Origin of the sequence: Sphaerotilus sp., from assembly GCF_031429695.1 — a bacterium.
GTDB lineage: Bacteria > Pseudomonadota > Gammaproteobacteria > Burkholderiales > Burkholderiaceae_C > Sphaerotilus.
On sequence record NZ_JANPAB010000107.1, the window covers coordinates 22648 to 47650 of the forward strand.

Below are 25003 nucleotides of genomic sequence, written 5' to 3' on the forward strand. Positions count from 1 at the left end.
CGTTCAGCGTTTCGGCGAGCCACCCGGATCCAGCGGAATCGGTTTGCGGCCGTCCGACTCGAAATAATCGAGCGTGAACTGGAAACCGAACGGCACCCCGAGGTCGTTGGCGGCGTAGCGCTGTCCGGGCTGGTACTGGGCTTGCGACCAGCCCAGTCCACCGACCAGCAGGCCGCCGCCCTCGCGCACGAACTGCGCGATCAGCGGCACATGCCGGACCGCAAAGTCTGGCGGTGGCTCCCAGTCGCTCGCGTACCAGAGCACGGCGGCACAGCGCAGATCCGCACCCAGCACGTCGGACCCCGTCTCGACGAAAGACCAGCCGTGGCGCTGGATGACCCCGCGCATCGCCCGGACCGACGTTGCGGGCAGATAGGTACCGGGCCAGAACAGAATGGTGGTCTTGTCCGGGCAACCACTGGGCACCCCGGCAGGCACCAGCCAGCGCAGCGCGTTTTCACCGAAGCGCAGGTTGTCGCTCTCGGGCTTGAGTTCGGCATCGTTCAGCACGCCGTCGTGGGCGTAGGCGAGCACATGGCCACGCCCGTACTCGCGCGCCACCACAAAATCACGCGATACCTCGGCGCCATCGCCGTAGCGCGGCACCACCGCCGGGATGCGGCTGATCGACATCCACGGCGCACCGTCGCCGGCAGTGGCGTCATCCGGCCTGCAACCTGGCGGGACACAGACACTGCCGGGCTTGGCCTCACGCAGATAGAGCTTCATCGACGAGAACAGGCTGCGCACCGACCGTGCCTTCTCGGCTTCGGCTTCCTCGGTCTTGGCCCTGGCCCGCCCAGCTTCGGTTTCGGCGCGCACGGCTTCGGTCTCGGCATGCCCTTTTTCGACCCAGGCCCATCCGGTCAGCCCGAGCAGCGACACGCCCACCACACCCGCGACCGACCAGCCAACCCGGGCGCGGGCCTTCTTGCGGTCCACGCTGCTGCGGATGAACGCAGCCTCCATCGCGTTGAACCAGTGCGTCGGCTGCTTCAGCGCCGGGGCCAGGAGGACCAGGTCCGGGTTGGAATTCCACAGGTAATCGGTGTCCCCGGTCTTGCGGAATTCGAGCGCCGCGGCGTTCATCTTGGCGCCCAGGATCAGCCGGTCCTTGCCGACGGCGTGGATCCATTCGTGCAGGGTCTTCCAGGCGCGGACCAGGGCATCGTGTGCCGGCTCGATGTAGTTCTCGCCCCGCACGATCAGCCGCGCGTCGATCAGCCGCTCCACCACCTGCTGCACGCGCGTGTTTTCGTCGGCCGAGAACACCAGATCCTCCATGGCGACCCGCTTGCTGGCGAGATCACCTTCCACGGACACCATGCGCAGCATGATCTTGCGCATGGTGTCCTGCTGCGCCGGGTCCATGTCGGCCAGCAAGGCATCCGCCTTGGTGCGCAGGGCACCCATGACGCCACCCAGCCGCTGGTAGTCGTCGCGCCGCAACGCACGGTCCACACGGCCACTGCTGCGGTAGGCCTCGTACAGCTCGTTGAGCGCATACGACAGCAGCGGCATCGCCCCCGGCGACTGCACCACCTCGGCCAGCATGTCGTCCACCAGTTGCGGCGGATCGAAGATCAGCACCTCCTGGATCATCGGCAGCTCGATGACCTCCCGCAGCTCCTCCAGGCTGAACGGCGGCACCGTACAGCGCCCCGCCAGCCAGTGCGCCTTCAGCACGCTGGTCGTGAACTGCGGTTCGAAGTCGGCCCGCACGGTCAGGATGAGCGGGTGAATGCGCCCGTCCCCGTCGATCAGCTGGCGCAGCGTCGACAGGAACAGGAGCCGCTCCCGCTCGTCGGTGCAACGGGTGATCAGCTCCTCGAACTGGTCGATGACGAGCACCGCCTTCGTGGGCGCATCCGCAGCACCGACCGTGTTCAACACCTCGTCGAGCACCTTCATCGGATGCACACCCGGCCGGATCACCGGCAGGATCTCGAACCCTGCGGCGCGCAGCACCGGCAGCAACCCTGCCTTCACGACCGACGACTTGCCTGTGCCCGAAGCACCACTGACGACCAGCAGGCGGCTGCCTTCGCACCGAGCGCGCAGATCCTGAATGACGCGGTCCCGGCCGTAGAAGAGCAACCGGTCGTCCTCGTTGAACGACGCCAGCCCCATGTAGGGACTGCGCCGCGGGATGGGCGACAGGTTGAGCCGGTTGTTCGGGTCGAGGAAGATGAATTCACCCTTGTCGTGCCGCTGCAGCGGGAAGAATCCGGGTGTCTGGCGCCGGCCCTGGCCGGACGCGAGGGTCTGGGGTTCGACCCGGTCCCGGACATAGGCATACAGCTCCGTCGCGGTGATGACCCCGTCGCCCTCACGGTCGGTCCGGGCATCGGCCATGCCGGCGAGTCCGTCGAACAGCGCGAGCGCGAAGGGCGAATGCGCCGCCGCGTCACCCGACAGGCCCGCGGTGCCCCGCTCGCCGGTCGCCTGGCCGTTCAGCACGTCCATCGCCTTCTGGTCGTAGGCCGCCGACGTGATCACCTGCCAGGCGGGATCCTGGATGAAGCGGTCGAAACGCTCCTTGTAGATCTTCTTCGGCATCAGCGTGCCGATGGCGCGGTGCAGCGTGGACCAGCGGAAGGCGCCCGAAAAACAGCAGTCCAGGATCAGCAGCAGGTGGCGGCAGGGCAGCTGGTTCAAGGCCCGCTGCAGATCGGCCATCGGGATGAAGGTCGAGAGATCCGCGCCATCGGCATCGACCGGCACCAGATAGCCTTCGGGGCCATCCTCGCCATCGGCGGGGATGCCATGTCCGGCGAAATAGAACAGCACCCGGTCATCGTGGCCCACCTCCCGCGGCAAGGTGGTCTGCAGCAAGGCCAGAATGTCGGCGCGGGTGGCGTCCAGCAAGGGCGGATGCACCCGGAAATGCTGCTGCGTCTTCAGCACCTCCTCCAGCCGACGGGCATCGGCCACCGCGGTGCGCAGCGGCGACAGGTGCTGGTAGTGGTCGATGCCGATGAGGAAGGCGTGGTGCTGGCGAAACGGCAGCGTGTCCGGGGGGTCACGCGGCGCCGGATCGGGCGTGGTCACGGCGCGCCGCCCTGCCAGCGCACGGCCCGCAGTGCCTTCTGCCCCGCAGCAGAGACAAAATAGTTCAGGTGGTGGCAGGCGACGTTGTGGCGAACCGGCGCAAGCGCCCGCTCTGCGCCCACGCCGAGAATGCTCTGGACGCCGACGGCGATGTCATTGGGCTGGTTCGCGAACAGGGCATCGAACAAGGGGCCCTTGCCCGCCTTGTCCAGCATCCGGGCAAAGAACGCATCGGACGGCTCCTGGTAGGCGTCCACATCCCCGGCCAGGATGGTGTAGGGAATGCCGGGGTCGGGACTCGCGTTCAGCGTGCGGATGAAGTCGGAATCCGGGTTCATCTGCTCCAGCGTGGGCGTGACCCGCTTCGAACGGTTCAGCAGCAGCATCACCGCGCTGCTGAACGGCACCAGCACCGGCACATAGTTCAGCGTCAGCCCGGTCAGCACGTTCAGGATCTTGCGTGCGCCGTCGAACTTGCCGAAGGGCGAGCCGTGGTTGGGTGTCCCGCACATCACGAGGTGGTCCACGACCTGGTGCCCCCCCTCGCGTTCGATGAACCAGCGCGACACCAGTCCGCCCATCGAATGCACCAGCAGCGTCAGGCGCTTGCCATCCCCGGCCTGCAAGCCGACCGCAGCGAGTTGGGCCTTGAGCTGCCGCGCGGTGTCCGCGATCGGCGTGCTCAGGTTCTCGTAGTCGTAGGCCAGCACCAGATCGAAGGTCCGGTCCAGCCCGCAGGCCTGCACGCCGGCGCACATGCCTTCGGTGTCACCGATGATGCCGTGGACCAGCAGCAGGATGTTCTCTGCCGCGGCCACCCGCTCTGCCACCCCGGACTTCTCGTAGCGCGAGGTGCCCTGTGCGTCGAACTCGACGCGGCGCAACTGGTTGACGTTGTCCTGCCGCAGCCAGGTCTTGAAGAAGTAGAGCTTGAGCGAGCCACCCAGGCTGCGCCGACGGTCGCCGATGTCCGGCAGGTGGTCGATGGTGACGTGGGTGTGGCCGTCGTCGTCCAGCGACGCATCGCCGCCGAGCAGCACGTGCTGGCCGTCGCAGACCAGCGCCAGCAGGCCCTCACCCGCCTGCAGCGGCACCTTCACCACGATCTCCAGCGGTTCCTCCGCCAGCGACGACGCCTGCTGGATGTCCGTGAGTTCGAGGATGTTCTGCGGGTCGCCGCGGGTGGTGGAAAAGTTGAGCAGTGCCAGGCCCTGGCGCTCGAAGGCCTTGCAGAACGCCGAGGCGTCCCCGGTGCCCCGTGCGGTCGCCTGGACCGTCTTGGCGGACGCCAGGCTCACCTGCGCCTGGACCTTCGGATGCGCCTTCACGACGATCTGCCCACCGGCGATCGCGAGATCCTGCGGACCCACCGCGTCGAGCTGGCGCACGATGCGGATCCGCAGATCCCGGGTGAACCATTCATTCTGGTGCACCAGCTTCTGGCGGGATCGAACGCTGCCGATGCCGCGGGTGCCGTCTCGCTGGGCCTCGCGGGTGGGCGACTCGACATGCCCCAGCACCAGATCGTCCTGACTCAGCAGGAAGTCATCGATCTTCTCCGTGCTGACGATCAGCTTGAAGCGTTCGACCGACTCGTCGAGGCCGTCGTCCAGATAGAAGTAGTCCTTCGGATCGGCGCCCCAGAGCGTCGCCCAGCGCTCGCCCGGCTCCAGCGGGTCGTTGGACAGGATGTGGATGCCGTATTCACGCGAGAAATACACCAGCGCCAGGTGCAGGGTCTGCGCCGTGCGGTTACGCGCACGGACCGCGCCGCGGATCTCCGCCCAGTCGCGGCCGGACTTCACCAGGTCCAGCACGATGTCGTCGCCGGCATGGACATGCTCGGCCGCGCCGGCCAGACGCTCGGCATAGTGGAAGTCCACCAGCGACACGTCCATCGCCGTGCCCGGGTTGCGCAGGCCAAGTCCCCGCTCCCACTGCGCCACCTGCTTGAGCACGGGCAGCAGGAGCCGGGCGGCGGGTTCCAGCCCGCTGCCGAGTCCGGCGCCCTGGACCACCAGATCCGTCTCGCGCTGCAGCAGCAGGAGCCGCCCGGACTCTTCGCGCAGCCCATAGGTGCCCGCGTTCACGGCGTCCGTGAGCGCCACGCCGACGGAGCCGTCCTCGCCGAGCACCTGCTGCAGCGTGTCCCGCTGGATCGCCGGGCCGTCGAACGACACCAGCAGCGGCGGCACCGGCAGGCTGGTGATCTCCGCGCGGTACCGCACCGACGCCGGGCTCGCGAAACCGAGCGTGATCTCGCTCTTCTGCGGCCCGACCTGCACCGTGCTGGCACTGCCCGCGACCCGTGTCGGGTCGTCCTCGGCATACAGGCGCAGCGCAACCGGCCGGTCCGGGTCCGTCGGCACACCCTGGATCGCGCCGGCGTCCATCTTCCAGCGCCCCTGCTCGGCATAGACGCTGTAGCGGCGGGCGGTCTGCGAGGCGTGCCGGCCCAGGAACCCGCTCGCCGCGCTGAAGCTGCCGGCCGTCTCGAACTGTGGATTCTGGTCATCGGCCCGGCTGCGCACGGCCGCACGGCAGCGCATGAACAGATCGGCATAGGTCAGGTCGCCGCCCGATTTGTTCAATACCTCGATCAGCGTGCTGGTGAAGACACCGCTGTTGTCGGGTGACTCCTGCGCCAGTTGCGTGCGTTCGCACGCCGCCAGCAGGATGTGCGAGCTGGCGGGAATCCAGAGCGGCGTGCCCGAGGCGGACAGCCGGGCGTAGTGCCCGTCGAGATAGCTCTCCAGCGGACGCTCCTGGGTGACTTCGTGGGTTACCCGCGCCCGCAGACCCCGGAAGGCATCGACGCCCCGGGTGCCCGAGCCGGAGTGGCAGCAGTCCAGAAGGACCGCCACATGGGCACCGCGGTCGGCGACTTCCGCGACCAGGACCGCGAGTTCCTTGTCCGCCAGGTCATAGCCCCCCGGACCGCGGCTGTCGACGCAGACCAGTCCCTCGTCCTTGCCGTCCGGATAGAAGTCGAGAAATGCCTTGGCCGATGCCCAGCGCGCACCGTGGCCGCAGAAGTGGAAGACCGCCACATCGTCCGGGCCGGCCTGGCCCAGATGGTCGCGAAACGCGCGGATGAGCTTGTCGCGGGTGGCCTCGGCGTCCTTCAGGACCTGGATGCCGAGGCAGGATTTGTCGAAATTCCGGACCAGATAGTCGTGGAAGTGGTCCACATCGTTCACACATCCGGACAGGGCGCCGACTTCGGGCGGATAGGCATTGATGCCAACCAACAGTGCATAGACCTGACGGGACACGGTGACACCTCCTGTCGCACGAAGCACACAGGTTAGGCCTGGATCGGTGCCTCGGAACGAGGAAGTTCCACAACCCTGATGAAGGAATGCAGCCGGAAAAACAAAAACGGAGCGCAGGGGGATGCGCTCCGTGGTCGTGGACGGCCCGGCGGGCCGATGGGTCGGGTCAGGCCGGGTCGGGTCAGGCGTTTTCGCTGTCCAGACCGAAGGCCTTGTGCAGTGCACGCACCGCCAGCTCCATGTACTTCTCGTCGATCACGACCGAGGTCTTGATCTCGCTGGTGGTGATCATCTGGATGTTGATGCTCTCGTCGCTGAGGGCGCGGAACATCGTGCTGGCCACGCCGGCGTGCGAGCGCATGCCGATGCCGACGATCGAGACCTTGCAGATCTTGGTGTCGCCGACCACGGCGGCCGCACCCAGCGCCGGTACCACTTCGGACTTCAGCAGGTCGAAGGCGCGCTGGTAGTCGCTGCGGTGGACGGTGAACGAGAAGTCGGTCTTGCCGTCGTGCGAGACGTTCTGGATGATGACGTCCACGTCGATGTTGGCCTCGGCGACCTTGCCCAGGATGCCATAGGCGATGCCGGGCTTGTCCGGCACGCCCAACACGGTCAGCTTGGCTTCGTCGCGGTTGAACGCGATGCCCGACACAACGGCTTGTTCCATCTTCTCGTCTTCCTCGAAAGTGATCAGGGTGCCCGACTTGGCTTCTTCCTCGATGGCGATGTCCCACGGGGTGAAGCTCGACAGCACACGCAGCGGCACGCGGTACTTGCCGGCAAACTCGACCGAGCGGATCTGCAGGATCTTGGAGCCCAGCGAGGCCATCTCCAGCATCTCCTCGAAGGAGACGGTGGCCAGGCGCCGGGCTTCCGGCACGACACGCGGGTCGGTGGTGTAGACGCCGTCCACATCGGTGTAGATCAGGCACTCGGCGGCCTTCATCGCCGCCGCCACCGCCACCGCCGAGGTGTCCGAACCGCCACGGCCGAGCGTGGTGATGTTCATGTCCTCGTCCACGCCCTGGAAGCCGGTGATCACGACCACGCGGCCGGCGTCCAGATCGGCGCGCACGCGGGCGTCGTCGATGCTCTGGATGCGCGCCTTGGTGTAGGCCGAGTCGGTGCGGATGGGCACCTGCCAGCCGGAGTAGCTGACGGCGTCCATGCCCTCGGCCTGCAGGGCCAGGGACAGCAGACCGACCGAAACCTGCTCGCCAGTGCAGGCGATCATGTCGAGTTCGCGGGTGACGGCCGCTGTCTGGACGGCCGGTGACACTTCGCGGGCCAGGCCGAGCAGGCGGTTGGTCTCGCCGCTCATGGCGGAGGGCACGACCACCATCTGGTGGCCGGCGCGGGCCCACTTGGCCACGCGCTTGGCGACGTTGCGGATGCGCTCGGGCGAGCCCATCGACGTGCCGCCGTACTTGTGAACGATCAAAGCCATGGGGTTGTGGCTCGCTGGGGAGTCGAAAAGCTCACGATTTTAGCCGGTTCCCTGTCCGGTGGCACCCTCAGTGTGGTGCGCACGCCAGCGCAACGCCCTCTGCGGCTGTCCGGCGGGTGCCACAACCCGCGCATCCAGCCCCAGTCCCGGGACGAACACGAGTTGGTCGCCCGAGAACAGCAGCGGCCCGCCACGCTCCAGCGCGGGTACCCCGGCGAGCTGGTACTGCTTCTTGAGCGCACGGGGCGGTGTGCCCGGCGCACGCTGGAACTGTTCGCCACCGGAGCGAGGCCGCGCGGTCAGCCTGCGCAGCAGATCGAGCGACACGCCGCCTTGGGTGACCGGCTCGATGTCCAGCACACCGCCGTAGGTCGGCAGTGCCCAAGTCTGTCGGGCGCGCAGATCCGGCAACGCCAGGGGCTGCGCAGGCAGGATCTCCGGCACCACCGGCACCCAGCGGAGCATCCCCCGCCACAAGCGCAGCTCGCCCGGTCCGGGCATCCGCCAGCGGGCCTCGGAGCGCCCGGGGAGTTCGTGCGACAGCCGATCGAGCCAGCTCGCCCGCGGCGGCTCTCCCGTGGTGCGGTGCAGCCAGAGCCGCAGCAGGTTGCGCAGCCGCGCACCGCCAAGCGCCACGGCCGCTTCGACGTTCAGACCATCCGCCACCGCGACCGCACGCAAATCCATCTCGGCCAGCGCCTGCAGGCACTCGACCGCATCCTGGGCATGGCGGGCGGCGTCGCCCAGTACCTGCGGCGCCTGCGGGAAGGCCGCCGTCAACGCGGGCCAGATCTGCAGGCGCAGGCGGTTGCGGGCATAACGGGGGTCGGCGTTGCTGTCGTCTTCGACGTATTGCAGGCCATGCTGCGCGACATACGCTTCAATGGCGGCACGCGGGTGCTGCAACCAGGGGCGCCGCCAGCAGATGCCATCCCGTTCGATGGCGGCCGGCATCGACGCCAACCCGGCCGCCCCGGCACCGCGCAGCGCCTGCAGCAGAAACGTTTCCGCCTGGTCCTCCCGGTGGTGGGCGAGCAGCACGGTGTCACAGTCGGTGTCACGGGCCATGTCGGCCAGGGCGGCATAGCGGCAGTCCCGGGCCAGCGCCTCAATGCTCTCTCCGGGCTGCGGCACCAGATGCAGGTGGCAGGCATGGAACTGCAGATCGGCGCCCTGCTCCCTCCAGCGCGCGCATTGATCAGCGCAGTGCGTCAACCAGTCGTCGGCGTGGCGGCTCAGCCCGTGGTGGACATGGAAGGCGTGGATCGGGTGCGGCCGGCCGGTGGCGTCGGCCAGTGCCCGGGCTGCACGCCACGCCGCGTGCAGCAGGGCAATCGAATCGCGCCCACCGCTGCAGGCCACAGCCAGCGGGCGGGGCGTCACGGGCAGATCAGGCCAGGGCTCAAGCCTTGGTGTCGGTGTAGCGGCCGTAGCTGCGCAGTCGGTTGTAGCGGTGGTCCAGCAGTTCCTTGGTCGGCAGATCGACGACCTGGCGCAGCGCGTCGTTGAGCGCCCGCTTGAGGTAGGCGGCCATTTGCTTGTGGTCGCGGTGCGCACCACCAACCGGCTCGCTGACGATCTTGTCGATCAGGCCCAGCGCCTTGAGGCGGTGGGCCGTGATGCCCAGCGCGTCGGCAGCATCACTGGCACGCTCGGCCGTCTTCCACAGGATGGACGCACAGCCCTCCGGCGAGATGACTGAATACACCGAAAACTGAAGCATCAGCACCTGATCGGCCACGCTGATGGCCAGCGCGCCACCGGAGCCGCCTTCACCGATGATGGTGGTGATGATCGGCACCTCCAGTTGCGCCATCTCGAAGATGTTGCGGCCGATGGCTTCGGACTGGCCACGCTCTTCGGCGCCAATGCCAGGGTAGGCGCCGGGTGTGTCCACGAAGGTGAACACCGGCAGCCCGAACTTCTCGGCGACCTTCATCAGCCGCAGCGCCTTGCGGTAGCCCTCGGGACGGGCCATGCCGAAGTTGCGTGCAGCACGCTCCTTGGTGTCGCGGCCCTTCTGGTGGCCCAGCACCATGCAGGCGCGGCCATTGAAGCGGGCCAGACCGCCGACGATCGACTGGTCGTCCGCGAACGAGCGGTCGCCGTGCAGTTCCTGGAAGTCGGTGAAGATCTCGTTGACGTAGTCCAGCGTGTAGGGGCGCTGGGCGTGACGGGCGATCTGCGTGACCTGCCACGGCGACAGGCTGGAGTAGATGTCCTTGGCGAGCTGCAGGCTCTTCTTGGACAGGCGGTCGATCTCTTCGGAGATGTCGACGGCCGACTCGTTTTGCACGTAGCGCAGTTCCTCGATCTTGGTTTCGAGTTCGGCGATCGGGTGCTCGAATTCGAGGAAATGTTTCTTGCTCATATGCATTGATCCTTCTGGGTCAGTACTTAAGTTTAGTACGTGACGGGCAATGGGTCGAGACTTCTCCAGACATACCAAGTGGCCACCGACCGGTACGGCGCCCAGGCGTCAGCGACTTCGCGCGCTTCGGCACGTGAGACTGGCTCACCGCTGAAATAGTTCAGGCTGATGCCTTTGAGGAGGCCGACATCGTCCAGCGGCAGCACATTCGGCCGCATCAGGTAGAAGATCAGGAACATCTCGGCAGTCCAGCGGCCGACACCGCGGATCGCCACCAGCTCGTCGATGATGGCCTCGTCGGCCATGGCGTCCCACTGGAACTGCTGCAGGCCACCCTCGGCGAAATGGCGGGCGAGGTCGCACAGGTACTCGACCTTGCGCGCCGACAGCCCGGCACTGCGCAGCACCGGCTCCGGCAGCGCCAGCACCGCCGCCGGCGTGACCAGGTAACGCGACCCCACCCCGAGCCCGACGAAGCGCGTCCACACCGACTGCGCCGCCTTGACCGAAATCTGCTGGCCAACGATCGAACGGGCGAGTGTGGTGAAGGCATCGCCACGGCTTTGCAAGCGCACAGCGCCGAAGCGCTCGACGAGCTTGCTCATCACGCGGTCGCGGCGCGACAGGTGACCGCAAGCCTCATCCCAGTAGGATGGCGTGACCAGCAGCGGCTCGCCGCCCTCGTCCACAGGGGTTTGGCGCATGGCGGGAGACTCGGCGGCGGGCGTCAGGCTTGAACCCACGTCGTGCCCTGGGCGCTGTCCTTCAGGACGATGCCCTGTGCGGCCAGCTCGGCGCGGAGGCGATCGGCCTCGGCGAAGTTGCGGGCGGCCTTGGCAGCGGCACGCGCGGCAATCTGCGCCTGAATGTGGGCTTCATCGACGGCCGGAGTTCCGACACCCGATTGCAGGAACTGCCGTGGCACCTGCTGCAGCACCCCCAGCACACCGCCCAGACGCCACAACAGCGCAGCGGTCTCGGCCGAGCGGCTGCGATTGACCTCGCCCGCCAGGTCGAACAGCACCGATACAGCGATTGGCGTATTGAAGTCGTCGTCCATCGCGGCCTTGAAACGGGCGGCGGCGGGATGGGACCAGTCGATGTCGGCCGGCGCAGTGTCGGGCGCCACGGCGTCGAGCGCGGTGTAGAGCCGGCGCAGCGCACTGCGGGCGTCATCGAGGCCGGCGTCGCTGAAATTGAACGGGCTGCGGTAATGCACCCGCAGCATGAAGAAGCGCAGCGTCTCGCCGTCGTAGGACTTCAGCACGTCGCGGATGGTGAAGAAGTTGCCCAGCGACTTGGACATCTTCTCGTTGTCCACGTTCAGGAAGCCGTTGTGCATCCAGGTCTTCGCGAAGGGCTTGCCGTTGGCCCCTTCGCTCTGGGCGATCTCGTTTTCGTGGTGCGGGAACTGCAGGTCCAGCCCGCCGCCGTGGATGTCGAAGGTCTCGCCGAGCAGCGCGCAACCCATGGCCGAGCACTCGATGTGCCAGCCCGGCCGGCCGGCGCCATAGGCCGAGTCGTATTTGGCGTCCGCCGGCTCTTCCGGCTTGGCGGATTTCCACAGCACGAAGTCGAGCGGATCATCCTTGCCGTCGGCCACCGCCACGCGCTCGCCGGCGCGCAGGTCGTCGAGCGACTTGCCCGAGAGCTTGCCGTAGCCGGGGAAGCGGCGCACGGCATAGTTCACGTCACCATTGCCCGACTGGTAGGCCAGCCCCTTGTCCTGCAGCCTGCGGATCATCGACAGCATCTGCGGCACGTACTCGGTGGCGCGCGGCTCGTGGGTCGGGCGTTCGATGCCGAGTGCGCCGATGTCGGTGTGCATGGCCTCGGTCATCTCGTCGGTGAGCTGGCGGATGGTGATGCCGCGCTCGACCGCCCGGCGAATGATCTTGTCGTCGATGTCCGTGATGTTGCGCACATAGGTGACCTGCCAGCCACTGGCACGCAGCCAGCGTTGCACGACATCGAAGGCCATCATCATGCGCGCGTGGCCGATGTGGCAGAGGTCGTAGATGGTCATGCCGCACACGTACATGCGCACATGACCTGGGTCGAGGGACTGGAAGTCTTCGAGCGAGCGCGTGAGGCTGTTGTGGATACGCAGGGTCATCGATCGGGTCGCTGGGGCGCGAAAGCTCAGGTACGGCGGGGCAGTATAGCCCCGGCTTCCCGTGCCGTCGCCGCCGGTTTTACCGAGTCCCGAGGACTGGCATTCGTTCAAAAAATGCACAATTCGCCCATGACCAAACTCCAGGCGCACCGCATCGGCCGGCTGCTGGCGGCGACCTTGACAGCCGGGCTGCTGCACACGGCCGGCGCAACCGAGCCTGCAGGGCTGACGCTGTTCGAAGAGCGTGTGCAGCGCCAGCCGAACGACCCGAAGGCGCTGATCGACCTGGGCGTGGCGCTGGCCCGGCTGGGGCGACTGGCCGAGGCACGACAGCGCTTCGACCAGGCCTTGCGCACCAGCGCCATCCACGCGCTGGCCCACGACAACCTGCTGCAACTGCAACTCAACATGGCCCGCCACGCCTACGCTGCCGCGCTGCGCACCGGCGAAGTGCTGCCACCCGCCGACGCTGGCCTGCAGTGGAGTCCCGCCCCGTCCACCCCGCAACCGCCGGCCCCCCCGTCCGCACCGCTCGAAGTCGACGCGGTCCTGGCGGCCGCACCGCCCGCGGCGATCGCGGCGATCGCCATGAAACCCGACTGGTCCGCCTGGCTGCGGCCGCTGCTGGCCTCGTTGGTACTGCTGGCCCTGGGGGCGACGGCCTGGGCCGTGAATCGGCGCCCGTTGCCCATCACCCCGGCCGAGCCGTCCGCCTCCACCGTCTCGCCACCCATCACGGTCGTGGTGCCCGAGCACGAGCGCGCCGTACCCGAGGAGCGCCTGATCCAGATCTACCGCCTGATCGGACAGGGCCACTGGGCGCGCGCGCTGGAAGCGGCCGAGTCGCTGGTGACCGACCAACCGCGCTTCACATTGGCACAGCTCGTCTACGGCGACCTGCTGCTCGCCCACAGCGGCGTGCTGCGTGGCTTCGGGCGCGGCTCGGCGCAGGTACCTGGGGCGCAGGAGCGACAGATCGCCCCACTGCAGCTTGAAGCCCGCCAGCGCCTGTCCGCCTGGCAGCAACCGCCCCCGCCGGGCACCGTGCCGCGCCAGATGCTGCTGCTGCCCGCCTCGGTGCGGCAGGTGGTCGTGGTGGACGGGCTGCGCTCGCGGCTGTTCGTGCTGGAGCACCGGGCCGGGCAGCTCGTGCCGACCGCCAGCCTCTACGCCGCCATTGGCCGACTCGGCGTTGGCAAGCAGGACGAAGGCGATCTGCGCACGCCGCTGGGTGTTTACGACATCACCGGCCGGCTCGACAGCCGGCAGGTGGGCGATTTCTACGGCGCGGGTGCCCTGCCGCTGAGCTATCCCAATGAACACGACCGGCGCCTGCGCCGCACCGGCGCCAATATCTGGCTGCACGGCACCCGTGCCGACCGGCACGCCGACGCGCCCTTCTCCAGCAACGGCTGCATCGTCCTGTCCAACGCCGACATGGAACGGCTGCTGCGCGACCTCGTGCCGCGCCGCACACCCGTGATCATCGCGGAGCGGTTGGAGTGGGTACCCCCGAAGTCGCTGGCGGACACTCGGTCTTCCGCGGTGGCGCTGGCCGAATCGTGGCGCCAGGCGCGCATGCAGGCCGACCCGTCCCGGTTGCTCGGGCTGTACGCGCGGTCCTTCGACAACGGGCTGCAGGGCTGGGCCGAGTGGCAGCGCCAGCTCGCGAAAGACACCGCAAGCGGCACCGGCCGGGAGCGCGAGCTGCTAGACCTCACCATCCTGGACAACGCGGACGGCAGCGACGCGCTGTTCATCACCTTCCGCGAAGTGCTGCGCGGCAGTGCCTCCGGAACCCTGCGCCGGCAGTACTGGGCCCGCGAGCGTGGACAATGGAAGATCTTTTCTGAAGGAGTGTTGGAATGAGTTCATCTCAGCTCGTGCGCGCTGCGGCGGCCCTGGCCCTCGGTCTGGCCCTCAGCGGTGGCGCCAGCGCCGAGAAGGTGCGTCTGGCCACGTCGATGGGCGACATCGTCGTGGACCTGGAGGCCGCCAAGGCCCCCAAGTCGGTGGCCAACTTCATCGAGTACGTGAAGGCGGGTCACTACGACGGCACCGTGTTCCACCGCGTGATCAGCAATTTCATGGTCCAGGGTGGTGGCATGGACCCGGCGATGAAGGAAAAGCCGGTCCGCGCCCCGATCCCGCTGGAGAGCCGCAACGGCCTGAGCAACACCCGCGGCACGCTGGCGATGGCCCGCACGATGGTGCCGGACTCCGCCACGTCGCAGTTCTTCATCAACGTGAAGGACAATCCCTTCCTCGACCAGCCCAACTCGCAGGACGGCAACGGATACGCGGTGTTCGGGCGCGTGGTCGAAGGCATGGACATCGTGGACAAGATCCGCGCCGTGCCCACGGGCAACGCCGGACGGCACCAGAACGTCCCCGTCGAGCCGATTCTCATCAAAAAAGCCTCTCTGGAAAAGTAACAGGAACCACGCCATGGCAGCCCCCCAAGTCGATCTGCACACCACCCTCGGCACCATCCGCATCGAACTCGATGACGCGAAGGCCCCCCTGTCGGCCGCCAACTTCCTCAGCTACGTCAACAGCGGCCACTACGACGGCACCGTCTTCCACCGCGTCATCAAGGGCTTCATGGTCCAGGGCGGCGGCATGGAAGCCGGCCTGAAGCAGAAGCCCACGCAAGGCGAGATCAAGAACGAAGCCAACAACGGCGTGAAGAACGAGAAGTACACGCTGGCGATGGCACGCACCAACGCACCGCACTCGGCCACGTCGCAGTTCTTCATCAACGTCGCCAAGAACGACTTCCTGAACTTCACCGCCGAGAACGGTTCGGGCTGGGGCTATGCCGTGTTCGGCCGCGTGGTCGATGGCACCGCCGTGGTGGACCAGATCGAGAAGGTCCGCACCGGCAAGCGTGGCTTCCACGACGACGTGCCGGTCGAGGACGTGTTCATCACCCGCGCCGTGGTCGTGGAGTGAGCCTGACGGTGCCGGTCCGCGTTCTCCACGCAGCACCACATTGGCGCTGCGTGGACATCGTCTCTGACCTGCACCTCAGCCCGGCCACGCCGCGCACCGCCGCGGCGCTGGCCGACTACCTGCAGCACACCCATGCCGACGCGGTCATCGTGCTCGGCGATCTGTTCGAAGTCTGGGTCGGTGACGACGTGCTGGACGATGCGGACAGCGTCGAGGCCGGCGTGCTGCGCCAGTTCGCGGACTGCGCCATCCACCGCACGGTGGCGATGCTGGTCGGCAACCGCGATTTCCTGCTTGGCCAGCGCGCTGCAGCACTGGCTGGTTGGCAGGTGCTCGACGAGGTCTGTCTGCTGGAGGCCTTCGGGCGCCGTACGGTGCTGGTCCATGGCGACGCGCAGTGTCTCGCCGACGTGGACTACCAGCGGTTTCGCCAGCAAGCCCGCGACCCGGCGTGGCAACAACAATTCCTGGCCCAGCCGCTGGAACGCCGCCGTGACTTCGCGCGCGGACTGCGCGACAGCAGCGAACACCGCAAGCGCACGCTAGGCATGGCGGCCTACCCCGATCTGGACCGGGACGCCATGCGCGATCTTCTGCACCAGCATGGCGCCACGACACTGATCCACGGCCACACCCACCGCCCAGGCGACGAAGCGCTGGGCGACGGGCTGCTGCGCCATGTGCTCACCGACTGGGATCTGGACCACGGGTCGGCCGCTCCCCGCGCCGAGGTGCTTCGCCTGACTGCGGGCGGTGTGCAGCGTGTGCCCTTGTCGCAGGCATGCTGAGGCGCTGGCTGGACGCATGGCAACAGCGGCGCACGCAGCGTGTGCTGACACAGCGTGCCATTCCGGATGACCTGTGGCTCGACACGCTGCGGGCGTATCCCTTCCTGACCCGGCGCCCCCTGCCAGACCTGCTGCGGCTGCGCGAACTGGCGACGCTGTTCCTGACACAGAAGGAGTTCAGCACTGCGGAGGGGCTGGGCCTCACGGATGCCATGGCGGTGGCCGTGGCGGCACAAGCCTGCGTGCCCGTGCTGCACTTGGCCGGCGGACTGGACCTGTACGGCGGTTTCATCGGCATCGTGCTGCACCCGCAGGAGGTCGTCGTGCAACGCCAGTGGAGCGACGAAGCCGGCGTGGTCCACAGCGGCAGCGAAGTGCTGGCGGGCGAGGCGATGGAGGGCGGGCCAGTGATGCTGTCGTGGCACGACGTGCAGATGGCAGGCGAACGCGACCGGTCCGAGGACGGCTACAACGTCGTGATCCACGAGTTCGTGCATGTGCTCGACATGCGCAACGGGGGGGTCGATGGCGTGCCGTCCCTGCCTGACCGGGCGATGCGTGCACGCTGGCTCGACGTGATGGCCCGCGCCCTGGCGCAGCACACCACCGAGATCGAAGCCGAGCAGCCCACCTGGCTCGACCCCTACGCCGCGCAGGGGCCGGAGGAGTTCTTCCCTGTCACGGCCGAAGCCTTCTTCGTGGCGCCCGAGGGCTTGCAGGCCGAGTTTCCCGAGGTCTACACGCTGCTGAGCGCGTACTTCGGCCAGGATCCGGTGCGCTTTCGGGCATGAAAAAAGGGCCTTGCGGCCCTTCGGGAGACAACATCCGATCCGGCATCAAGCCGTCGCCGGCTCCGCCTTCGGCTTGTCGCTCTTGTCGCGCGGCTCGATGTCGAGCTGCACTTCACCCGCCTCGTTCACGTCCACCGTCAGGCGACCACCCTCCGTCAGGCTGCCGAACAGCAGTTCGTCGGCCAGTGCGCGGCGGATCGTGTCCTGGATCAGGCGCTGCATCGGGCGGGCGCCCATCAGCGGATCGAAGCCCTTCTTGCCCAGGTGCTTGCGCAGCGCATCGGTGAACGTGACTTCGACCTTCTTCTCGCTGAGCTGGCCTTCGAGCTGCAGCAGGAACTTGTCCACCACGCGCAGGATGATGTCCTCGTCGAGCGAGCGGAAGCTGACGATCGCGTCCAGCCGGTTGCGGAACTCGGGCGTGAACATGCGCTTGAGGTCGCCCATCTCGTCGCCGACCTCGCGCGAGTTCGTGAAGCCGATGGTGGACTTCTGCAGGTTCTCGGCGCCCGCATTGGTCGTCATGATGATGATGACGTTGCGGAAATCGGCCTTGCGCCCGTTGTTGTCGGTCAGCGTGCCGTGGTCCATGACCTGCAGCAGCACGTTGAAGACATCCGGGTGTGCCTTCTCGATCTCGTCGAGCAGCAGCACGCAGTGCGGCTTCTTCGTGACGGCCTCGGTCAGCAGGCCACCCTGGTCGAAACCAACATAGCCCGGCGGCGCGCCGATCAGGCGGCTGACCGCGTGGCGCTCCATGTACTCGGACATGTCGAAGCGCAGCAGGTCGATGCCGAGGATGTAAGCCATCTGCTTGGCCACTTCGGTCTTGCCCACGCCGGTCGGGCCGCTGAACAGGAAAGCACCGATCGGCTTGTCCGGCTTGCCCAGACCCGAGCGCGCCATCTTGATCGCGCCAGCCAGCGCGTCGATCGCGGCGTCCTGGCCGAACACGACGCTCTTCAGGTCGCGGTCGAGCGTGCGCAGCTTGCTGCGGTCGTCGCTGGTGACGCTGGCGGGCGGAATGCGCGCGATCTTGGCAACGATGTCCTCGACCTCGCTGCGGGTGATGCGCTTCTTCTGCTTGTTCTTGGGCAGGATGCGCTGCGCTGCGCCGACCTCATCGATCACGTCGATGGCCTTGTCGGGCAAGTGGCGATCGTTGATGTACTTGGCCGAGAGTTCAGCCGCAGCCTGCAGCGCGCCCACGTCGTACTTGACGCCGTGGTGCTCCTCGAAGCGCGACTTCAGCCCCTTCAGGATCTCCACCGTCTGCTCGACCGTCGGCTCGGCCACGTCCACCTTCTGGAAGCGGCGGGACAGCGCGGCGTCCTTCTCGAAGATGCCGCGGTATTCGGTGAACGTGGTCGCGCCGATGCACTTGATCTGGCCGGAACTCAGCGCCGGCTTGAGCAGGTTGCTGGCGTCGAGCGTGCCACCCGAGGCCGCACCGGCGCCGATCAGCGTGTGGATCTCGTCGATGAAGAGCACCGCGTGCGGGTGCTCCTTGAGCTGCTTCAGCACGCCCTTGAGACGCTGCTCGAAATCGCCGCGGTACTTGGTGCCGGCCAGCAGCGCGCCCATGTCGAGCGAGTAGACCGTCGAATCGGCCAGCACGTCCGGCACTTCGTTCTGGGTGATGCGCCAGGCCAGACCCTCGGCAATCGCCGTCTTGCCCACACCGGCCTCGCCGACCAGCAGCGGGTTGTTCTTGCGGCGGCGGCACAGGATCTGGATGACCCGCTCGACCTCGTGCTCGCGGCCGATCAGCGGATCGATGCGACCGTCGCGGGCGGCCTGGTTCAGGTTCTGGGTGTACTGCTCCAGGGGCGAGCCCTTGCCAGCGTCACCCTCGTCCTTTTCGCCATCCGACGAGGACGGACCGGATTCGCCCGGTGCCTTGGTCGGCTCGGGCGGATCGGACTTGCGGATGCCGTGGGCGATGAAATTCACCACGTCCAGCCGGGTCACGCCCTGCTGGTGCAGGTAGTAGACGGCGTGCGAATCCTTCTCGCCGAAGATCGCCACCAGCACGTTGGCGCCGGTGACTTCCTTCTTGCCGTTGCCGGTGGACTGCACATGCATGATCGCCCGCTGGATCACGCGCTGGAAGCCGAGCGTGGGCTGGGTGTCCACCTCGTCCGCGCCGCCGACCGTGGGCGTGTTTTCCTTGATGAACTGCGTGAGGCTCTTGCGTAGATCGTCCAGATTGGCTGCGCAGGCACGCAGGACTTCGGATGCCGAAGGGTTGTCCAACAGGGCCAGCAGCAGGTGCTCGACCGTGATGAACTCGTGGCGCTGCTGGCGCGCCTCGACAAACGCCATGTGCAGACTGACTTCCAACTCTTGCGCAATCATGCGACCTCCATAATGCACTGCAGCGGGTGTGCCGCCTGCCGTGCAGCTGCCAGAACCAATTCGACCTTTGTCGCTGCGACATCACGGGTATACACCCCGCAGACCGCCCTACCCTCATGATGGATCTTCAACATGATCAATGTGGCGGCGTCGATGCCGTGATGGAAGTGCTCCTGCAGCACCATGACCACGAACTCCATCGGTGTGTAATCGTCGTTGAGCATCACGACTTGATAGGCACGTGGTGGTTCAACCCGCTGTTGCTGGCGTTCTTCGACAACGGCGCCCTGTCCATCGGCAGGCGGGGTGGGAGATTTTGGTGTTTCCGGCGTATTACTGGCCATGGATGCATTCTATCGGTCGCTCGGATTCCCCGCGTCGCCCGGGGCAAGACGGTGCGGATCGAAAGGGTTCCACGTCGCAGCGCGCTCCCCCAACAGCGTCACGACAATGGCCGCGACAAGCTCTCCAGATTCTTGACAGTTTTTCTAACGATCCCCAAAATCTTGACAAAATTATTGGGATTTTCGTTGGGAAACTGGAGAACAAAACGATGGCTATTGGCATGGTCAAATGGTTCAATGATGTGAAGGGTTTTGGCTTCATCGAACCCGAAGGTGGTGGCGAAGATGTGTTTGCACATTTCTCGGCGATTCAGATGGAGGGATTCCGCACCCTCAAGCAAGGCTCGCAGGTGAGCTACGAACTGGTCGACGGCCCCAAAGGCAAGCTCGCACAGAACATCTGCGCACTGCAGCCCGCTTCACCACGGACGGCGCCCCTGGCACAAGCCGATAGCGCCGACGCCTGACACACGCACCCGGACGCCGATGCAAAAAGCCCGCGCAAGCGGGCTTTTTGCTGTGCCGGAGCGGCGTGCCCGGCGCCTCACATGTGGTCGATCATCACCTTCCCGAAGCCCGAACACGACACCTGGGTCGCCCCTTCCATCAGGCGAGCGAAGTCATACGTCACCTTCTTGGATGCGATCGAACGCTCCATCGACGCCAGGATCAAGTCGGCCGCCTCGACCCAGCCCATGTGGCGCAGCATCATCTCGGCCGACAGGATCTCGGAGCCGGGGTTGACGTAGTCCTTGCCGGCGTACTTCGGTGCGGTGCCGTGGGTGGCCTCGAAGCAGGCCACCGAGTCAGACAGGTTCGCACCCGGCGCGATGCCGATGCCGCCGACCTGCGCGGCCAGTGCGTCGGAGATGTAGTCGCCGTTGAGGTTCAGCGTCGCGATGACGGAGTACTCGGACGGGCGCAGCAAGATCTGCTGCAGGAAGGCGTCGGCGATCGAATCCTTGACCGTGATGTCCTTGCCCGTCCTCGGGTTCTTGAACTTGCACCACGGCCCGCCGTCAATCAGCTCCGCGCCGAATTCCTTCTGCGCCAACCCATAGGCCCAGTCACGGAAGCCGCCTTCGGTGTACTTCATGATGTTGCCCTTGTGCACGATGGTCACGCTGGGCTTGTCGTTGTCGACGGCGTACTGCAGTGCCTTGCGCATCAGGCGCTCGGTGCCTTCGCGCGAGACGGGCTTGATGCCGATGCCCGAGGTGTCCGGAAAACGGATCTTCGTGACGCCCATCTCCTCCTGCAGGAACTTGATCAGCTTCTTCGCCTTCTCCGATTCGGCCGCGTACTCGATGCCGGCGTAGATGTCTTCCGAGTTCTCGCGGAAGATGACCATGTCGATCTTGTGCGGCTCCTTGACCGGCGAAGGCACGCCCTTGAAGTACTGCACCGGGCGCAGGCAGACATACAGGTCCAGCTCCTGGCGCAGCGCGACGTTCAGCGAACGGATGCCGCCACCGACCGGCGTGGTCAGCGGGCCCTTGATCGACACCACGTACTCGCGCAGCACCTCCAGCGTCTCGGCCGGCAGCCACACGTCCGGGCCGTAGACGCGGGTGGCCTTCTCGCCCGCGTAGATCTCCATCCAGCGAATCTGGCGCTCACCGCCGTAGGCCTTGGCGACGGCGGCATCCACCACTTTGACCATGACCGGGGTGATGTCGACACCGGTGCCGTCGCCTTCGATGAACGGGATGATCGGATGGTTCGGGACGTTCAGCGAGAAGTCCGCGTTGACGGTGATCTTCTGCCCGTCGGCAGGCACCGTGATGTGCTCGTACATGGTTCCGGCTCCGTGGTGCGGTGGGTGAACTTGTTCTATTCGGGGTCGAAAATGATTCTATGTCAGGCACACCAGGCGGCGAGGGTGTCGGTCCAGAGCGCGTGCCCGAACGACCAGCCCACCAGCGCCACGATGGTCGCCCCGGCCATGCGCAAGGACAAGGACGCGGGAGACACCGCCCCGCGCGCGCCCGCCGCCCGCAGCGCCGCCGGCACCCAGCGCAACCAGAGCAGCGGCCCGGCCAGCAGTCCGAGCGTGCTGGTGAGCGCAAAGACGGCCATCACGGTAGCCCCTTCCAAGGGCGTCGAGGCGACCGCCGCCAGCAAAAGCGCTGCGTGCAGCAGCCCGCAGGGCAAGGCAGGCCACAACAGCCCCCAGGCAGCCGCCCGCATCTCGCCGGGCATGCGGATGCGGGCGGTGCCGTCCGGCAGGACCGGGCGTCCGCGCAGCTCCAGCCAGGCCGACAGGCTCGCCGGCAACTGGCCCTTCAGCAGCATCCACAGCCCCAGCAGCAGCAGAAACACCTGCAGCCCCGTCCAGACCGGCCGCAGCCAACCCGCCGAGCCGGCCAGCCAGCGCAGCCCGCCCACCAGCGACGCCGCCAGTGCCCCCGCAGCGGCATAGGCCACCAGACGCCCGGCCAGCAAGCCGGCCACCGCACTCGCTGGCTGCTCCGGTTTGCACTTCCGGGCGACCGCCGCGCAGCCAGCCCCGCACATCGCCGCGCAATGCGGCGTGCCCGCCAGCCCCATCAATGCCGCTGTCAGCAGCAGTGCGCCTGTCATCCGATCCCCTCGATCCGCTGATCCGGCTTCAGATCACCTTCGAAAACCGCTCCCGGCTGCGGTCGGCGCGCAGGTGGCGGTCAAACACCATCGCCACCGAGCGCACGAAGTACCAGCCCATCGGCGTGACCTCCAGCCCGTCATCGTCCAGGGTCACGAGGCCGTCGCGCTCCAGGTCCTGCAGCGCACCGAGTTCCTGCGCGAAGTACTGGCGCACGTCAATCAGGTGCGCCAGCGCCACCGACTCGACGCTCAGCCGCCCGTGGCACATGATCGACATGATCACCGCCCGCCGCACCAGATCATCGCGTGTCAGCGCCAGGCCGCGCACGACCGGCAGCGCGTTGCCTTTCAGCAGGTCGTAGTACTCGTCGAGGGTCTTGGCGTTCTGGCTGTAGGTGGCGCCCACGCGCGAGATGGCCGACACGCCCAGCCCGATGAGATCGCAGTCCGGTTGCGTGCTGTAGCCCTGGAAGTTGCGGTGCAGCCGGCCCTGGCGCTTGGCCTGGGCAAGGCTGTCTTCCGGCAGCGCGAAGTGGTCCATGCCGATGTACTGGTAACCATGGCTGACAAAACCGGCCAGTGCCTGCGCCAGCATGCCAACCCGGTCCACCCCGGTGGGCAACTCGGCCGACACGATGCGCCGCTGCGGCTTGAAGCGGGTCGGCAGGTGCGCGTAGCCATACAGCGCGATCCGGTCCGGCCGCAGCAGCGCCACCTGGCGCACCGTGCGCGCAAAACTTTCGGGCGTCTGCCGGGGCAGCCCGTAGATCAGGTCGACATTGACCGAGTCGAAGCCCAGTGCACGGGCATCGCGCATCAAGGCCTCGACCTGCGCATGCGGCTGGACACGGTGAACGGCCTGCTGCACCGCCTCGTCGAAGTCCTGCACGCCAAACGAGATGCGGTTGAACCCCAGCGACTTCAGCAGCGCCAGCCGCTCGCGCGACACCGTGCGCGGATCGATCTCGATCGAGTGCTCGCCCTGCGGCAGCAACCGCACCCGGGAGCCGATCACCGCCATCAGGTGGCGCAACTCGTCGTCGTCGAGGAAGGTCGGCGTGCCGCCGCCGAAGTGCAGTTGCGAGACCTCGGGCGCCTCGCCCAGCGCCTGGCAGACGAGGTCCAGCTCGTGCTCCAGCGCCTTCAGGTAGGCGGCGACCCGGCCGTGGTCGCGCGTGACGATCTTGTTGCAGGCGCAGTAGTAGCAGACCGACTCGCAGAAGGGCACATGCACGTAGACCGACATCGGCACCCCCGCGCCGCCCACGCCACCCAGATCGGCGCGCTGCGCGAGTGCCTGCACCAAGTGGCCAGCAGTGAAGGCCTCGACAAACCGGTCGGCGGTCGGGTAGGAGGTATAGCGCGGGCCAGGCACATCCATGCGTGCCAGCAAGGCATTGGTCAACACCGGCGCCAACGTGTCAGCGTGACCAAGGGAGGATGTCGTATGTTCCATGGCACGCACTGTGCCGCCCTTGCGCCTGCCGGCCTTGACGCAGCTCAAGTGTGGTGCGCAGCCAATGCACAAGAATCCGCCTAGCTTGATCAACAGGGTTTCCAACATGCAAGAACCGTCGACCACCCCGCGCCTGGACGCCCTCAAGGTCGCCTGCTCGGCCTGCAATCTGCGCGAGCTGTGTCTGCCCGTCGGCCTGTCGGACGAGGAGCTGGTCTCCCTGGACAACATGATCGGCACCCGGCGCGCCGTGCGCCGCGGCGAGCGCCTGTTCCACGCCGGCGAGGCCTTCACTGCGCTGTACGCGGTGCGCACCGGCTTTTTCAAGACCATCGTTTCGGCCGTGGACGGCCGCGAACAGGTCACCGGCTTCCAGATGGCCGGCGAGCTGCTCGGTCTGGATGGCATCAGCACCGACCGCCACTCCTGCGACGCCATTGCGCTGGAGGATTCGCAGGTCTGCATGATTCCCTACGGCCAGCTGGAGACGCTCTCGCGCGAGTTCACGCTGCTGCAGCACCAGTTCCACAAGATCATGAGCCGCGAGATCGTGCGCGACCACGGCGTGATGCTGCTGCTGGGCAGCATGCGCGCGGAAGAGCGCCTGGCGGCGTTTCTGCTGAACCTGACGCAGCGGCTGCAGGCACGGGGCTTCTCGCCCACGGCGCTGGTGCTGCGCATGACACGCGAGGAGATCGGCAGCTACCTGGGCCTGAAGCTGGAGACCGTCAGCCGCACCTTCTCGAAGTTCCAGGACGACGGTCTGCTCGAAGTCAAGCAGCGCGATATCCGCATCCTCGACCAGGCGGCGCTGCAGCAGGTCGTCAACGCGGCGAACTGCTGACGTGTCCGCCGCCGCCACCGATCAGAGGTGGTTGCGGTAGGGCTTGTTGAGCACGTTGGGCTCGACCAGGATCAACTGCGTCAGCGCGCTGCCCAGCGCAATCACCACCCAGAACGCGAAGAAGGCGACGGTGTAGACCGCCTTGTGGTCCGCCTCGACCGCAGCCCCGCCCAGCCAGTGCAGCTCGCCCGGATCGACCAGCGAGAACACCAGCATCTCCAGCACCCCCGCCATCAGGAACGCCGGCCACATCACCGCCGCCAGGCGCCGCACTGGCGGCGACATCGGCGGGACCACATCGGCCGGCTCACCCGCCTCGAAGTGCTCGACCTCGTCGTCGGACGACGCCAGCTGCGGATCGTCCATGGTCACTTGACGCCTCCGGTGGCCGCGTGGTTGCGGCCCTGCATCGCCGGCAGGTGGGCCGCGTCGGTGACGGCAGCCGTGGTCTCCAGCACCGGGTCCGGGTAATGGATCGCCAGCCCCAGCGTGACGAAACTGGCCACCACCACGGTCAGCGGACCGCCGATGACGAGCCACACCATCTTGTACTTCCACCAGGGCATCGTGTCCTTGTCGGCAGGGGGCGTGTTGCGTGTCGTCATGTTGTAACTCCTG

21 protein-coding genes are annotated in these 25003 nt (G+C 67.0%); 7 read left to right on the plus strand and 14 right to left on the minus strand.

The window, feature by feature from the left end; all coding sequences use genetic code 11:
• Nucleotides 1-3: 3 nt before the first annotated feature.
• From RMP06_RS19955 to cysS, 7 genes are all read right to left on the minus strand, one after another.
• On the minus strand, nt 4-3051 hold the full coding sequence (locus RMP06_RS19955; protein ID WP_310463541.1) for an nSTAND1 domain-containing NTPase: 3048 nt from the start codon (nt 3049-3051) through the stop codon (nt 4-6).
• Complete coding sequence (locus RMP06_RS19960) at nt 3048-6326, minus strand: caspase family protein (protein ID WP_310463542.1); 3279 nt, start codon at nt 6324-6326, stop codon at nt 3048-3050. The genes RMP06_RS19955 and RMP06_RS19960 overlap by 4 nt, the downstream gene beginning before the upstream one ends.
• 181 nt (nt 6327-6507) lie before the next feature.
• Nucleotides 6508-7776: an aspartate kinase gene (locus tag RMP06_RS19965; RefSeq protein WP_310463543.1), complete on the minus strand. Its 1269-nt coding sequence runs from the start codon at nt 7774-7776 to the stop codon at nt 6508-6510.
• Nucleotides 7777-7815: 39 nt separating this feature from the next.
• On the minus strand, nt 7816-9159 hold the full coding sequence (gene tilS, locus RMP06_RS19970) for a tRNA lysidine(34) synthetase TilS (RefSeq protein ID WP_310463544.1): 1344 nt from the start codon (nt 9157-9159) through the stop codon (nt 7816-7818).
• Nucleotides 9160-9178: 19 nt separating this feature from the next.
• On the minus strand, nt 9179-10147 hold the full coding sequence (locus tag RMP06_RS19975) for an acetyl-CoA carboxylase carboxyltransferase subunit alpha (RefSeq protein WP_310463545.1): 969 nt from the start codon (nt 10145-10147) through the stop codon (nt 9179-9181).
• Nucleotides 10148-10179: 32 nt separating this feature from the next.
• Nucleotides 10180-10851, minus strand: a complete 672-nt coding sequence (locus RMP06_RS19980) for a DNA-3-methyladenine glycosylase family protein (protein ID WP_310463546.1) — start codon at nt 10849-10851, stop codon at nt 10180-10182.
• Nucleotides 10852-10874: 23 nt separating this feature from the next.
• Complete coding sequence (gene cysS / locus RMP06_RS19985) at nt 10875-12263, minus strand: cysteine--tRNA ligase (protein WP_310463547.1); 1389 nt, start codon at nt 12261-12263, stop codon at nt 10875-10877.
• 129 nt (nt 12264-12392) lie between these two features.
• Here cysS and RMP06_RS19990 point away from each other — a divergent pair, with 129 nt between their 5' ends.
• The 5 genes from RMP06_RS19990 to RMP06_RS20010 are packed head-to-tail and all read left to right on the plus strand — an operon-like array spanning nt 12393 to nt 16797.
• A complete protein-coding gene (locus tag RMP06_RS19990) occupies nt 12393-14132 on the plus strand; it encodes a L,D-transpeptidase family protein (protein ID WP_310463548.1) in 1740 nt (579 codons plus the stop codon).
• Entirely contained in the window at nt 14129-14698 is a 570-nt protein-coding gene (locus RMP06_RS19995) for a peptidylprolyl isomerase (protein ID WP_310463549.1), read from the plus strand. Before RMP06_RS19990 ends, RMP06_RS19995 begins: the two co-directional genes overlap by 4 nt.
• 13 nt (nt 14699-14711) lie before the next feature.
• A complete protein-coding gene (locus tag RMP06_RS20000) occupies nt 14712-15218 on the plus strand; it encodes a peptidylprolyl isomerase (protein WP_310463550.1) in 507 nt (168 codons plus the stop codon).
• Between the two features lie 50 nt (nt 15219-15268).
• A complete protein-coding gene (locus RMP06_RS20005; RefSeq protein ID WP_310463551.1) occupies nt 15269-16006 on the plus strand; it encodes a UDP-2,3-diacylglucosamine diphosphatase in 738 nt (245 codons plus the stop codon).
• The gene (locus RMP06_RS20010; RefSeq protein ID WP_310463552.1) at nt 16000-16797 is read left to right on the plus strand and encodes a M90 family metallopeptidase; all 798 of its coding nucleotides are present in this window, start codon (nt 16000-16002) and stop codon (nt 16795-16797) included. The genes RMP06_RS20005 and RMP06_RS20010 overlap by 7 nt, the downstream gene beginning before the upstream one ends.
• 45 nt (nt 16798-16842) lie before the next feature.
• On the opposite strand, the gene clpA is transcribed toward RMP06_RS20010, so the two are convergent.
• Both clpA and clpS read right to left on the minus strand, forming a co-directional pair.
• Nucleotides 16843-19155, minus strand: a complete 2313-nt coding sequence (gene clpA, locus RMP06_RS20015) for an ATP-dependent Clp protease ATP-binding subunit ClpA (protein ID WP_310463553.1) — start codon at nt 19153-19155, stop codon at nt 16843-16845.
• Nucleotides 19152-19499 (minus strand): ATP-dependent Clp protease adapter ClpS, encoded by a 348-nt coding sequence (clpS, locus tag RMP06_RS20020; RefSeq protein WP_310463554.1) that lies wholly within the window; start codon nt 19497-19499, stop codon nt 19152-19154. The genes clpA and clpS overlap by 4 nt, the downstream gene beginning before the upstream one ends.
• 209 nt (nt 19500-19708) lie before the next feature.
• Here clpS and RMP06_RS20025 point away from each other — a divergent pair, with 209 nt between their 5' ends.
• Nucleotides 19709-19966: a cold-shock protein gene (locus RMP06_RS20025; RefSeq protein ID WP_310463555.1), complete on the plus strand. Its 258-nt coding sequence runs from the start codon at nt 19709-19711 to the stop codon at nt 19964-19966.
• A gap of 77 nt (nt 19967-20043) precedes the next feature.
• Here RMP06_RS20025 and icd read toward each other — a convergent pair whose 3' ends face one another.
• The 3 genes from icd to hemN all read right to left on the minus strand — a co-directional run bounded on the left by icd (nt 20044) and on the right by hemN (nt 23541).
• The gene (icd, locus tag RMP06_RS20030) at nt 20044-21297 is read right to left on the minus strand and encodes an NADP-dependent isocitrate dehydrogenase (protein WP_310463556.1); all 1254 of its coding nucleotides are present in this window, start codon (nt 21295-21297) and stop codon (nt 20044-20046) included.
• A gap of 62 nt (nt 21298-21359) precedes the next feature.
• Nucleotides 21360-22082, minus strand: coding sequence for an urease accessory protein UreH domain-containing protein (locus tag RMP06_RS20035; RefSeq protein ID WP_310463557.1), 723 nt, complete (start codon nt 22080-22082; stop codon nt 21360-21362).
• A 28-nt stretch (nt 22083-22110) separates the two neighbouring features.
• Nucleotides 22111-23541 carry an oxygen-independent coproporphyrinogen III oxidase gene (hemN, locus tag RMP06_RS20040; RefSeq protein WP_310463558.1) on the minus strand — a complete coding sequence of 477 codons (1431 nt, stop codon included), beginning with the start codon at nt 23539-23541 and terminating at the stop codon, nt 22111-22113.
• Nucleotides 23542-23647: 106 nt separating this feature from the next.
• Here hemN and fnr point away from each other — a divergent pair, with 106 nt between their 5' ends.
• The gene (gene fnr / locus RMP06_RS20045) at nt 23648-24385 is read left to right on the plus strand and encodes a fumarate/nitrate reduction transcriptional regulator Fnr (RefSeq protein ID WP_310463559.1); all 738 of its coding nucleotides are present in this window, start codon (nt 23648-23650) and stop codon (nt 24383-24385) included.
• Nucleotides 24386-24406: 21 nt separating this feature from the next.
• Here the strand turns inward: fnr and RMP06_RS20050 are convergent, their stop codons facing one another.
• Nucleotides 24407-24751, minus strand: a complete 345-nt coding sequence (locus RMP06_RS20050) for a hypothetical protein (protein ID WP_310463560.1) — start codon at nt 24749-24751, stop codon at nt 24407-24409.
• A 2-nt stretch (nt 24752-24753) separates the two neighbouring features.
• Complete coding sequence (locus tag RMP06_RS20055) at nt 24754-24990, minus strand: hypothetical protein (protein ID WP_310463561.1); 237 nt, start codon at nt 24988-24990, stop codon at nt 24754-24756.
• Nucleotides 24991-25003 lie beyond the last annotated feature (13 nt).

What these genes read in the sequence shown, in the direction of transcription:
- RMP06_RS19990 (WP_310463548.1), top strand. Translation starts at nt 12,393, where the DNA reads ATGACCAAACTCCAGGCGCACCGCATCGGCCGGCTGCTGGCGGCGACC.
- icd (WP_310463556.1), bottom strand. Translation starts at nt 21,297, where the DNA reads ATGTACGAGCACATCACGGTGCCTGCCGACGGGCAGAAGATCACCGTC.
- RMP06_RS20055 (WP_310463561.1), bottom strand. Translation starts at nt 24,990, where the DNA reads ATGACGACACGCAACACGCCCCCTGCCGACAAGGACACGATGCCCTGG.
- RMP06_RS20025 (WP_310463555.1), top strand. Translation starts at nt 19,709, where the DNA reads ATGGCTATTGGCATGGTCAAATGGTTCAATGATGTGAAGGGTTTTGGC.
- RMP06_RS19995 (WP_310463549.1), top strand. Translation starts at nt 14,129, where the DNA reads ATGAGTTCATCTCAGCTCGTGCGCGCTGCGGCGGCCCTGGCCCTCGGT.
- cysS (WP_310463547.1), bottom strand. Translation starts at nt 12,263, where the DNA reads ATGACCCTGCGTATCCACAACAGCCTCACGCGCTCGCTCGAAGACTTC.
- RMP06_RS20000 (WP_310463550.1), top strand. Translation starts at nt 14,712, where the DNA reads ATGGCAGCCCCCCAAGTCGATCTGCACACCACCCTCGGCACCATCCGC.
- RMP06_RS20050 (WP_310463560.1), bottom strand. Translation starts at nt 24,751, where the DNA reads ATGGACGATCCGCAGCTGGCGTCGTCCGACGACGAGGTCGAGCACTTC.
- hemN (WP_310463558.1), bottom strand. Translation starts at nt 23,541, where the DNA reads ATGGAACATACGACATCCTCCCTTGGTCACGCTGACACGTTGGCGCCG.
- RMP06_RS19980 (WP_310463546.1), bottom strand. Translation starts at nt 10,851, where the DNA reads ATGCGCCAAACCCCTGTGGACGAGGGCGGCGAGCCGCTGCTGGTCACG.
- RMP06_RS19965 (WP_310463543.1), bottom strand. Translation starts at nt 7,776, where the DNA reads ATGGCTTTGATCGTTCACAAGTACGGCGGCACGTCGATGGGCTCGCCC.
- RMP06_RS19975 (WP_310463545.1), bottom strand. Translation starts at nt 10,147, where the DNA reads ATGAGCAAGAAACATTTCCTCGAATTCGAGCACCCGATCGCCGAACTC.
- clpA (WP_310463553.1), bottom strand. Translation starts at nt 19,155, where the DNA reads ATGATTGCGCAAGAGTTGGAAGTCAGTCTGCACATGGCGTTTGTCGAG.
- clpS (WP_310463554.1), bottom strand. Translation starts at nt 19,499, where the DNA reads ATGGCCAGTAATACGCCGGAAACACCAAAATCTCCCACCCCGCCTGCC.
- fnr (WP_310463559.1), top strand. Translation starts at nt 23,648, where the DNA reads ATGCAAGAACCGTCGACCACCCCGCGCCTGGACGCCCTCAAGGTCGCC.
- RMP06_RS20010 (WP_310463552.1), top strand. Translation starts at nt 16,000, where the DNA reads ATGCTGAGGCGCTGGCTGGACGCATGGCAACAGCGGCGCACGCAGCGT.
- RMP06_RS20035 (WP_310463557.1), bottom strand. Translation starts at nt 22,082, where the DNA reads ATGACAGGCGCACTGCTGCTGACAGCGGCATTGATGGGGCTGGCGGGC.